This is a genomic window from Streptomyces sp. NPDC059371 (assembly GCF_042751995.1).
In the GTDB taxonomy this organism is placed as follows: Bacteria; Actinomycetota; Actinomycetes; order Streptomycetales; family Streptomycetaceae; genus Streptomyces.
In genome coordinates, this window is record NZ_JBHYXD010000018.1 from 119,061 (window position 1) to 129,645 (window position 10,585).

Sequence of the window (10,585 nt, forward strand, 5' to 3'; positions counted from 1 at the left end):
GCGGGGGGGGGGGGGCCGCCCGCCCCGCGCGCGGGCGGGGGGGGGGCGGGCCGGGGCCGCGCGCGGCGCGCGGGGTGGGGGGGGGGGGGGGGGGGGGGGCCCCCCCCCCCCCCCCCCCCCGGACAGGGGCGGCTTGCGAAACGGTCACGGAGGGCGAAGCGAACGTATGGCGAGGTGAAGGTGTGCCCACACTGAGCAAGGACGCTACGTGCGGCCTATGCGTCAGGAATATCAGCTTTCGCGTGAATCAGTGTTTCGCGGGTGACTACGACGATTCTCTCGTAGTCTGCCCGGGATGCGTCAGGGGGAAGTTGGGCGTCCAGTTTCTCCGTGACATCTGTCCCGATCACAGCGAACGTACCGTCGGACAGTTCGAAAATGTCCGGGCAATTGGCACCTGACGTACTGCCCCGCATGACGGGAGGAGTGCCGATCCGACGGATGATGTGGCTCACTCTTCTTGCTTCCCTTTGATCTCGAGGTGGGATTGCCTGCGCGCTGTTGCTGCGCGGCGCGATGCGGCCCTGTGGGGCCGCGACCTCGGACCGGGCGGCGTGGAGCGACGTTCGGTGGGGATCGACCCGATACGTGATTGCGCAGTAGTCAACCCTGTTGGCATCTGGAGAAACGCGCTGGTTTACCCGTTCGTTATCGCCCGACCGTGTGATTCGCCCAGCAGGGTGGCGCAAGTGGACGCGTTTGCGCCGGAGTGCGACAGGTGTCGGGCGCTACTCGCTCGACGGTTCGCCCACTACCCACCACTCATCTGCATCGGCTTCCTCCATTTGGGCGAGGAAATCTTCGACCATAAGTCCGATTTGGGCTTCTTCTGATGTGCTGATCAGGGTTGCCCGATGCGGGCGTGTTGCGTACCAGTACTCGCGGAAGATCGGGTTCTGGAGCCACCCGCGGGCAAAGCCGAAGAATTCTTCCCGGGTCATATTGCCCATGCGGTAGTAGCAGAGCGCGTTCGTGTACAAGGCGTTACTGAACAGGAACTGGCGCTGTTTCCTCGGGGACACGGTCCCGTCGTACGCGTCCAGGACCTCGGCCAGCTCGGGATCGTCCATGGCCTTGCTCAGCAGTTCCCAGTGGAGTCGCTGCTGGTGGGCGAGATTGGCCTGGCGCTGGGTCTGGGCGGCCTGCTCCAGCAGCTCGATCCGCGTGTGCAGCGCGTCAAGGGTGGATCGCTGCGCGACGAGGGTGACGGCGGCCCCCGCCAACAGGCCGACCGCCGCGGCGGCGGCGGAGCGCAACCCACGAACCTTGACTTTCATTGTGGCCATGTCAACCCCCGAATCAGGCGACCGGCCGCCGGTCGTCGGTTGTGGGGCGACAGGGAGCGGACCGGCGAGCGGTGGGCGGCGCGCTTGCCGTCTCCCAGTGTTGCCGAGCGGCTCTGATCGGCGGGGAGGCGGAGAGGAGGCGCACGGAGGGATGTGCGGGTCGCATCCACCGGCGCCATGTCCAACGTGTGCCCCGCGAGCGCCGCTAACAATCGTTCACTTCGGGGCGTTTCCCCTCACTCGTATGCTGGGTCGGCATTCATTCCCCGCGTGAGCGCCGGTCCCGTGAGCCGGTGCGCGCACAGGTTCAGAGAGGGCGCGTGGTGAGCCGGTCGAGTACCCGTCAGATCCCGGTCGTCGTTCTCGCCGGCTTCCTCGGTTCCGGCAAGACCACACTGCTCAACCATCTCCTGCACCGCAGCGGTGGCAGTCGGATCGGAGCCGTCGTCAACGACTTCGGCGCCATCGAGATCGACGCGATGGCGGTGGCCGGAGCGCTCGGCGACTCCACCGTCTCGCTCGGCAACGGATGTCTGTGCTGTGCGGTCGATGTCAGCGAACTTGATCAATATCTTGACCGGCTCGCTCAACCCTCCGCCCGGATCGACGTCATCGTCATCGAGGCGAGCGGGCTCGCCGAGCCCCAGGAACTCGTGCGCATGGTGCTCGCCAGCGAACATCCGGGAATCGTGTACGGAGGGCTCGTCGAGGTCGTCGACGCCGCCGAGTTCGCCGGCACGCGCGAGAGGCATCCCGAGATCGACCGGCACCTCGCACTCGCCGATCTCGTCGTCGTGAACAAGATCGACCGGGCCGAGGACGCGGGGCGTGTACTGGGCGTCGTCCGGGAGCTCGCCGACCGGGCAGCGGTCGTCCCCGCCACCTACGGCCGTGTCGATCCGGAGTTCCTCTTCGACTGCCGGCCCAGCGAGGAGCGCATCGGACAACTGTCCTTCGACGATCTCCATCGGAACGACGACGCCAACGACGGCAACCAGGGTGAAGGCGGCGACGGCCATTCGGGGGACGGCCATGAAGAGCCCGGCCTCGAGGCTCACGGCCGGCGCGGCCACCTCGGCCATCTCCACTCCGCCTACGATGCCCTCTCCTTCAGCTCCGAAGTCCCGCTCGGGCCACGGAAGTTGATGACCTTCCTCGACAGCCGGCCCGAAGGGCTCTACCGGATCAAGGGGTACGTCGACTTCGGCGTCCAGGACCTTCGCAACCGGTACGCGGTGCATGCCGTCGGGCGGTTCCTGCGCTTCTATCCGGAGCCCTGGACCGATGCGGACGAGCGGCTCACCCAGCTCGTCCTCATCGGCTCCGGGATCGACACGGTGGCGCTGGCCAAGGAACTGGAGGCATGCAGAGAGGACGCCCCGCACGCCGACGAACACAGCATGTGGGGCGTCCTCCGCTACGTACAGGATCCGGAGCCCAGCCCGGAGGGCTGACAACGGGCTGCACCGGGCCGACGGGCTACACCGGGCCGGCCACCACCGACACCGGCTTGCCCAGCGACACGCCCGAGCCGTCACGGCGCGGGTCGATCTCCGGCAGGTCGACCGGCATGCCGGTCTTCTGCGCCGCGCGCCCCGGCACCGGGCCGGCCCAGGCCAGCGACAGGCAGTCCTCGCCCTTCAGGAACCGCTGGCAGCGCACACCGCCCGTCGCCCGGCCCTTGCGCGGATACTGGTCGAACGGGGTGAGCTTGGCCGTGGTCTGGACCGAGTCGTCCAGCGTTCCGCGCGAACCCGCCACCGTGAAGACCACCGCGTCGACCGCCGGGTCGACCGCGTTGAACGAGATCACCTTCGCGCCGTCCGTCAGTTTGATGCCCGCCATGCCGCCCGCGGCACGGCCCTGCGGCCGCACCTGGGAAGCCTGGTAGCGCAGGAGCTGGGCGTCGTCCGTGATGAAGACCAGGTCCTCCTCGCCGGTGCGCAGCTCGACGGCACCGACGATCCGGTCGCCGTCCTTGAGGGTGATGACCTCCAACTCCTCCTTGTTCGAGGGGTAGTCGGGCACCACACGCTTGACGACACCCTGCGCCGTGCCGATCGCGAGGCCCTGCGACGTCTCGTCGAGCGTCGTCAGACAGATCACGGTCTCGTCCGGCTCGAGGGCGGACAGGAACTCCGAGATCGGAGCGCCCCCGGAGAGATTGGGCGCGGACGCCGTCTCGGGGAGCTGCGGGAGGTCGATCACGTTCAGGCGCAGGAGGCGGCCCAGCGACGTGACCGCGCCGATCTCGCCCCGTGCCGTCGCCGGCACGGCGGAGACGATCACGTCGTGCTTGGTGCGCTTGCCGTCCGGGTCCTGCCCGAAGGGCTCACCGGTCACCGTACGCGCCAGCAGCCCCGTGGCGGACAGCAGGACGCGGCACGGGTCGTCGGCGACCTGGAGCGAGACGGTCGCGGCCGGGGAGCCCGCGGACTCCAGGAGCACCGTGCGCCGGTCGGTGCCGAACTTCTTGGCCACCGCGGCCAGTTCGCCGGAGACCAGCTTGCGCAGCTCAGAGTCCGACTCCAGGATGCCGGTCAGCTCGTCGATCTCGCCGTTGAGACGGTCGCGCTCCGACTCCAGCTCGATGCGGTCGAACCGGGTGAGGCGGCGCAGCGGCGTGTCGAGGATGTACTGCGTCTGGATCTCGGAGAGCGAGAAGTGCTCGATCAGGCGTTCCTTGGCCTGCGCCGAGTTGTCGCTGGAGCGGATGAGGCGGATGACCTCGTCGATGTCCAGGAGGGCGACGAGGAGACCCTCGACCAGGTGCAGCCGGTCGCGCTTCTTGGTCCGGCGGAACTCGCTGCGGCGGCGTACGACGTCGAAGCGGTGGTCGAGATAGACCTCCAGCAGCTCCTTGAGGCCCAGGGTGAGCGGCTGGCCGTCCACCAGTGCCACGTTGTTGATGCCGAAGGACTCCTCCATCGGCGTCAGCTTGTAGAGCTGTTCGAGGACCGCCTCCGGCACGAAGCCGTTCTTGATCTCGATGACCAGGCGCAGACCGTGCGCACGGTCGGTGAGGTCCTTGACATCGGCGATGCCCTGGAGCCTCTTCGAACCGACCAGGTCCTTGATCTTGGAGATCACCTTCTCCGGACCCACGGTGAAGGGCAGTTCGGTGACGACGAGGCCCTTGCGGCGCGCCGAGACGTCCTCCACCGACACCGTGGAACGGATCTTGAAGGTGCCGCGGCCCGACTCGTAGGCGTCCCTGATCCCGGAGAGGCCGACGATCCGGCCGCCGGTGGGCAGGTCGGGTCCCGGGACGTGCTTCATCAGCGTCTCGAGGTCGGCGCCCGGGTAGCGGATGAGGTGCCGGGCGGCGGCGATGACCTCGCCGAGGTTGTGCGGCGGCATGTTCGTGGCCATGCCGACGGCGATGCCCGACGAGCCGTTGACCAGCAGGTTCGGGAAGGCGGCCGGGAGGGCGACCGGCTCCCGCTCCTGGCCGTCGTAGTTGGGCGTGAAGTCGACCGTGTCCTCGTCGATCGACTCGGTCATCAGCGACGTCGCGTCGGCCATCCGGGCCTCGGTGTACCGCATCGCGGCCGGCGGGTCGTCGTTGCCGAGGGAGCCGAAGTTGCCGTGGCCGTCGACCAGGGGCAGCCGCATGGAGAAGGGCTGCGCCAGACGCACCAGGGCGTCGTAGATCGACGCGTCGCCGTGCGGGTGCAGCTTACCCATGACCTCGCCGACGACACGGGCACACTTCACATAGCCGCGTTCGGGGCGCAGGCCCATCTCGTTCATCTGGTAAACGATGCGACGGTGAACCGGCTTCAGGCCGTCGCGGGCGTCCGGCAGGGCTCGCGAGTAGATGACCGAGTACGCGTATTCGAGGAAGGAGCCCTGCATCTCGTCCACGACGTCGATGTCGAGGATCTTCTCCTCGTACGAGTCTTCGGGCGGCGGGGTCTTCGTGCTGCGGCGGGCCATCGCTGCTGCGGCTCCTTCACAGTCTCTGCCGGGGCATGAGCGGGTTCTGACGCGCACCATTGTGGACCGCCCCACTGACAACGCCGACCGCGACCCGTCCGTAGCGCCCCTCGGGCGGGCTCCGCGGGCGTCGCCGGGACCGCTCCCGAGCGGCTGTCCGGGCCCGGTTCGCGGGCGGCCCGCGAGCACGTCCGGCCGGTGCACGGCGGTCCCCGAGGGCGTTCGCGGCGGATCCCGGAGGCCTTCCCCCGGCGCGCCGGGGACACGCACGAGTCTCGCTCTCGGCGTACGAGGTGCGGGAACTTCGCCAGCCGTCCGCGCGCTTGCATACAGTGGCAGGACCGACAGGAATGACGCAGTTCCGCGATCGAAGGGACGTACATGCCCATGGGTCACACGGCCACAGCTGAGGCAGGCTCCGGCGGCCTGACAGCGACCGAGCACCGCCTGGCCAACGGCCTGCGCGTGGTGCTCTCCGAGGACCATCTGACCCCGGTCGCCGCGGTGTGCCTCTGGTACGACGTCGGCTCGCGCCACGAGGTCAAGGGCCTGACCGGACTCGCCCACCTCTTCGAGCACCTGATGTTCCAGGGCTCCAAGCAGGTTCATGGCAATGGTCACTTCGAACTCGTCCAGGGCGCCGGCGGCTCGCTCAACGGTACGACGAGCTTCGAGCGCACCAACTACTTCGAGACCATGCCCGCCCACCAGCTCGAGCTCGCCCTCTGGCTGGAGGCCGACCGCATGGGATCGCTGCTCGAGGCGCTGGACGACGAGTCCATGGAGAACCAGCGCGACGTCGTGAAGAACGAGCGCCGCCAGCGTTACGACAACGTCCCGTACGGCACCGCCTTCGAGAAGCTCACCGCGCTCTCGTACCCCGAGGGCCACCCGTACCACCACACCCCGATCGGGTCGATGGCGGACCTGGACGCGGCCACCCTGGAGGACGCCCGCGCGTTCTTCCGTACCAACTACGCGCCCAACAACGCGGTCCTGTCGGTCGTCGGCGACATCGACCCGGAGCAGACGCTCGCCTGGGTCGAGAAGTACTTCGGCTCGATCCCCGGGCACGACGGCAAGCCCGCCCCGCGGGACGGCTCGCTGCCGGAGGTCATCGGTGAGCAGATCCGCGAGGTCGTCGAGGAGGACGTCCCGGCGCGCGCCCTGATGGCCGCCTACCGCCTCCCGGAGGACGGCACGCGCGCGTGCGACGCGGCCGACCTGGCGCTCACCGTCCTCGGCGGCGGTGAGTCCTCCCGGCTCTACAACCGGCTCGTACGCCGTGACCGCACCGCCGTCGCGGCCGGGTTCGGCCTGCTGCGGCTCGCCGGAGCGCCCTCCCTGGGATGGCTGGACGTGAAGACGTCCGGCGATGTCGAGGTCCCGGTCATCGAGGCCGCCGTCGACGAGGAGCTCGCCCGGTTCGCCGAGGAGGGTCCCACGGCCCGGGAAATGGAGCGCGCCCAGGCCCAGTTGGAGCGCGAATGGCTCGACCGGCTCGGTACCGTCGCCGGCCGTGCCGACGAACTGTGCCGGTACGCCGTCCTGTTCGGCGACCCGCAGCTCGCTCTGACCGCCGTACAGCGCGTCCTCGACGTCACGGCGGAGGAGGTCCAGGAGGCCGCCAAGGCCCGCCTGCGCCCCGACAACCGCGCGGTGCTCGTCTACGAACCGACCACCGCCGGCTCCGCCGACGAGACCGAGACCGACGAGGAGGCGGCGAAGTGACCGAGCTCGCCACCATGGACTTCCACTCGCAGCCCCAGGCAGGACAGCCGAAGCCGTGGGCGTTCCCCGCCCCCGGGCGCGGCACCCTGGACAACGGTCTGACCGTGCTGCGCTGCCACCGCCCCGGCCAGCAGGTCGTCGCCGTCGAGGTGATCCTCGCCGCGCCGCTGGACGCCGAGCCGGCGGGCCTGGACGGCATCGCCACGATCATGGCGCGCGCCTTCTCCGAGGGCACCGACAAGCACTCGGCCGAGGACTTCGCCGCCGAGCTGGAGCGCTGCGGCGCCACGCTCGACGCGCACGCCGACCACCCCGGCGTACGCCTGTCCCTCGAAGTGCCCGTCTCGCGCCTGGCCAAGGCCCTCGGCCTGCTCGCCGACGCCCTGCGGGCCCCCGCGTTCGCGGACAGCGAGGTCGAGCGGCTGGTCACCAACCGGCTGGACGAGATCCCGCACGAGACGGCCAACCCCGCCCGTCGTGCCGCCAAGGAGCTCTCCAAGGAACTGTTCCCGGCGAGCGCGCGCATGTCGCGCCCCCGCCAGGGCACCGAGGAGACGGTCCAGAACATCGACGCGTCGGGCGTTCGCGCCTTCTACGAGAAGCACGTACGCCCCGCCACGGCCACCGCGGTCGTCGTCGGCGACCTGACCGGTGTCGATCTCGACGAGCTGCTCGCCGACACGCTCGGCTCTTGGACCGGCTCGGCCGCCGAGGCGCGCCCCGTGCCGCCGGTGAGCGCCGACGACACCGGCCGCGTGATCATCGTCGATCGCCCCGGAGCCGTCCAGACGCAGCTCCTCATCGGCCGTGTCGGTGCCGACCGGCACGACCGTGTGTGGCCCGCCCAGGTCCTCGGCACCTACTGCCTCGGCGGCACCCTCACCTCGCGCCTGGACCGCGTCCTGCGCGAGGAGAAGGGCTACACCTACGGCGTACGGGCGTTCGGGCAGGTCCTTCGCTCCGCGCCGGACGGCACGGGCGCCGCGATGCTCGCCATCAGCGGTTCGGTCGACACCCCCAACACCGGCCCGGCTCTCGACGACCTGTGGAAGGTGCTGCGCACCCTCGCCGCCGAGGGCCTGACCGACACCGAGCGCGATGTCGCCGTGCAGAACCTGGTGGGTGTCGCGCCCCTCAAGTTCGAGACGGCGGCGGCCGTCGCGAGCACGCTCGCGGACCAGGTCGAGCAGCACCTGCCGGACGACTACCAGGCGACGCTCTACCGGCAACTGGCCGCCACCGGCACCGTGGAGGCCACCGCGGCGGCCGTGAGCGCCTTCCCGACGGACCGTCTGGTGACCGTCCTGGTCGGCGACGCGGCACAGATCGCGGATCCGGTGAGGGCCCTCGGAATCGGTGAAGTCACCGTGGTGGCAGCCGAGTAGAACTCGTGCGACGGAAGAGGGCCCTGACGGCTGAAGAGCCGTCAGGGCCCTTCCTTTTCCGGACGACGGTCCCAAGATGTCCGCATTCGTACGGTGGTTGCCCTTCTGCCCTGTGGGATGCGTTACAAAAATCGTGATCCGTTTGTTGTTCGAAAGACACCCCGTTTAGCGTCGGTCCGGCTGTTCGTCACGCAATGCGCCGCGCCCGCGGCACCGGACAGTCATCGCCGAGTCCCCATGGCGCGAGTCAGGGGAGCCGGGGACCCACGCAGTCCCTGGGGTGAATCGGACGCCCTCTTCGGAGGGAGCCCGTAGGAGACCTTCCTGCTCCGAACCCGTCAGCTAACCCGGTAGGCGAGAGGGAAGGAAAGGATCAGCCCCTACATGGCGTTCACCTGTGGCACCGGCAAGCATCGTCGTACGAGCAGCCGGGTGCACAGCACCACCACGACCGCCGTCGGGGTCGCGGCGCTCACCACCACCGGCGTGATCGGAACCCTGGCCGCTCCCGCGTTCGCCGCGGAAGCCTCCGTCGAGCAGACCGGGCTCACCCAGGCCGTCACCCTCAACGACACGGTCGCCGACCAGATCGACGCCCAGGCCTTCGCGCAGCAGCGCGCCGCCGACGAGGCCGCCGCGCGCAAGCAGGCCGAGCAGACCGCGCGCAAGCAGGCCGCCGAGCAGGCCTCGAAGCTCCGTGAGGCCAAGGAGCGCGCCGCCCGCGAGGCCGAGCGCAAGCGCCTGAACACGTTCGTCATGCCGATCACCGGTTCGTACGTCTCCACCGGCTACCAGGCCAGCAGCGCCCTCTGGTCCTCCGGCAGCCACACCGGCGTCGACTTCCACGCCGCCTCCGGCACCTCGGTCCACGCCGTCGGCTCCGGCACGGTCGTCACGGCCGGCTGGGGCGGCGCCTACGGCAATCAAGTCGTGATCAAGATGCATGACGGCACGTACACCATGTACGGCCACCTGTCGTCCATCGGGGTGTCCGTGGGGCAGGCCGTCACTCCGGGGCAGCAGCTCGGTCTCTCCGGGGACACCGGCAACACCACGGGACCGCACCTCCACTTCGAGGCCCGTACGACCGCGGAGTACGGCTCGGACATCAACCCGGTCGCCTACCTCCGCTCGCACGGCGTCAACGTCTGACGACCGCTTCGCGGCTTCCCACCGCTTTTGATGCCCCGGCTCACCGAGCCGGGGCATCGTCGTTTCCGGACGCCGTCTGTCCAAAAAATATCCATGGATTCAGGCCCGCCATCGGAAATTCAGGCTTCCTGCAATAGAGTCACTGAACAAGCGTCAATCGACGGCGTTTCACGGGGATTAAAGCGGAGGTCGGTCATGCGTATTCCGGCACACTCGGTGTGCACGGCGATCCGTGACGACATCGTCTCGGGTGTCTACGAGCGCGGCGGCCGGCTCACCGAGGAACTGCTCGCACGCCGCTACGGCGTCTCGCGCGTCCCCGTGCGCGAGGCCCTGCGCACGCTGGAGGCGGAGGGTTTCGTGGTCACCCGCCGGCACGCGGGCGCCTGCGTCGCGGAGCCGACCGAGCTGGAGGCCGCGGACCTCCTGGAGATGCGCATGCTGCTGGAACCGCTGGGGGCCGCGCGGGCCGCGCAGCGGCGTACGGAGGCCCACCTGAAGGTGCTGCGGGGTCTGGTCCGGCTGGGGCAGGAGCGTTCCAGGCGAGGCCACAGCGAGGATCTGCGCTCGCTGGGCGGCTGGTTCCACGAGACGCTGGCGCAGGCGTCCGGCAGCCCCGCGCTGACCTCGACGCTCGCCCAGCTTCGCCACAAGATCGCCTGGATGTACTCGGTGGAGGCGCCGGCCGACCCCGCGGAGTCCTGGGCGGAGCACGGCGGCATCGTGGACGCGGTCGCCCGTGGGGACGGTGAGCGGGCCCGCGCGATCACGGCCCTGCACACCGAGCGTGCCACGGCCGCGCACCGGCTCCGATTCCCCGGAGGCGACCGGCCGGACCGTGTGAGAAGTTCGCAACATCCCGTAAACGTGACGGGCCCGCGTCATTAACACAGGCACCGTATACAAAGAGGGATATTCGGCGGGGGCTCATTTCTGATGCCCTTTTATTAGCGTGTCCGGAATTCCGGTACACGCCATTTCCGGGGCCGCGGCGCGAGGCGCGCGTGACACCTGGGGAATGCGCGCGGCGAGGCTACGGAAATCGCGCCCGGGCGGGCGCGCCCGCGCGCGCGTGGGGGCGGGCGGGCGGGC

At 69.6% G+C, this 10,585-nt stretch carries 8 protein-coding genes and 1 riboswitch; of the genes, 5 read left to right on the plus strand and 3 right to left on the minus strand.

Annotated features, from left to right (window positions below):
* Window positions 1-215 precede the first annotated feature (215 nt).
* Together ACFXGX_RS13635 and ACFXGX_RS13640 are read right to left on the minus strand one after the other, a co-directional pair.
* On the minus strand, window positions 216-416 hold the full coding sequence (locus ACFXGX_RS13635) for a hypothetical protein (RefSeq protein WP_384789419.1): 201 nt from the start codon (window positions 414-416) through the stop codon (window positions 216-218).
* 312 nt (window positions 417-728) lie between these two features.
* Complete coding sequence (locus tag ACFXGX_RS13640; protein ID WP_384789376.1) at window positions 729-1,286, minus strand: DUF6082 family protein; 558 nt, start codon at window positions 1,284-1,286, stop codon at window positions 729-731.
* Window positions 1,287-1,609: 323 nt separating this feature from the next.
* Between ACFXGX_RS13640 and ACFXGX_RS13645 the strand changes: the two genes are divergently transcribed.
* Window positions 1,610-2,740 (plus strand): CobW family GTP-binding protein, encoded by a 1,131-nt coding sequence (locus tag ACFXGX_RS13645; protein WP_384789379.1) that lies wholly within the window; start codon window positions 1,610-1,612, stop codon window positions 2,738-2,740.
* Between the two features lie 25 nt (window positions 2,741-2,765).
* Here the strand turns inward: ACFXGX_RS13645 and ACFXGX_RS13650 are convergent, their stop codons facing one another.
* A complete protein-coding gene (locus tag ACFXGX_RS13650) occupies window positions 2,766-5,225 on the minus strand; it encodes a DNA topoisomerase (ATP-hydrolyzing) subunit A (protein ID WP_384789382.1) in 2,460 nt (819 codons plus the stop codon).
* 381 nt (window positions 5,226-5,606) lie between these two features.
* Here ACFXGX_RS13650 and ACFXGX_RS13655 point away from each other — a divergent pair, with 381 nt between their 5' ends.
* The 4 genes from ACFXGX_RS13655 to ACFXGX_RS13670 all read left to right on the plus strand — a co-directional run bounded on the left by ACFXGX_RS13655 (window position 5,607) and on the right by ACFXGX_RS13670 (window position 10,381).
* Window positions 5,607-6,956 (plus strand): M16 family metallopeptidase, encoded by a 1,350-nt coding sequence (locus ACFXGX_RS13655; RefSeq protein ID WP_384789385.1) that lies wholly within the window; start codon window positions 5,607-5,609, stop codon window positions 6,954-6,956.
* Window positions 6,953-8,341 carry a M16 family metallopeptidase gene (locus ACFXGX_RS13660; protein ID WP_384789388.1) on the plus strand — a complete coding sequence of 463 codons (1,389 nt, stop codon included), beginning with the start codon at window positions 6,953-6,955 and terminating at the stop codon, window positions 8,339-8,341. The genes ACFXGX_RS13655 and ACFXGX_RS13660 overlap by 4 nt, the downstream gene beginning before the upstream one ends.
* A 215-nt stretch (window positions 8,342-8,556) precedes the next feature.
* Window positions 8,557-8,713, plus strand: a riboswitch (cyclic di-AMP (ydaO/yuaA leader).
* 12 nt (window positions 8,714-8,725) lie between these two features.
* The gene (locus tag ACFXGX_RS13665) at window positions 8,726-9,493 is read left to right on the plus strand and encodes a M23 family metallopeptidase (protein ID WP_384789391.1); all 768 of its coding nucleotides are present in this window, start codon (window positions 8,726-8,728) and stop codon (window positions 9,491-9,493) included.
* A gap of 195 nt (window positions 9,494-9,688) precedes the next feature.
* Window positions 9,689-10,381, plus strand: a complete 693-nt coding sequence (locus tag ACFXGX_RS13670; protein ID WP_384789394.1) for a GntR family transcriptional regulator — start codon at window positions 9,689-9,691, stop codon at window positions 10,379-10,381.
* Window positions 10,382-10,585 lie beyond the last annotated feature (204 nt).

What these genes read in the sequence shown, in the direction of transcription:
- ACFXGX_RS13635 (WP_384789419.1), bottom strand. Translation starts at nt 416, where the DNA reads ATGCGGGGCAGTACGTCAGGTGCCAATTGCCCGGACATTTTCGAACTG.
- ACFXGX_RS13640 (WP_384789376.1), bottom strand. Translation starts at nt 1,286, where the DNA reads ATGGCCACAATGAAAGTCAAGGTTCGTGGGTTGCGCTCCGCCGCCGCC.
- ACFXGX_RS13650 (WP_384789382.1), bottom strand. Translation starts at nt 5,225, where the DNA reads ATGGCCCGCCGCAGCACGAAGACCCCGCCGCCCGAAGACTCGTACGAG.
- ACFXGX_RS13655 (WP_384789385.1), top strand. Translation starts at nt 5,607, where the DNA reads ATGCCCATGGGTCACACGGCCACAGCTGAGGCAGGCTCCGGCGGCCTG.
- ACFXGX_RS13665 (WP_384789391.1), top strand. Translation starts at nt 8,726, where the DNA reads ATGGCGTTCACCTGTGGCACCGGCAAGCATCGTCGTACGAGCAGCCGG.
- ACFXGX_RS13670 (WP_384789394.1), top strand. Translation starts at nt 9,689, where the DNA reads ATGCGTATTCCGGCACACTCGGTGTGCACGGCGATCCGTGACGACATC.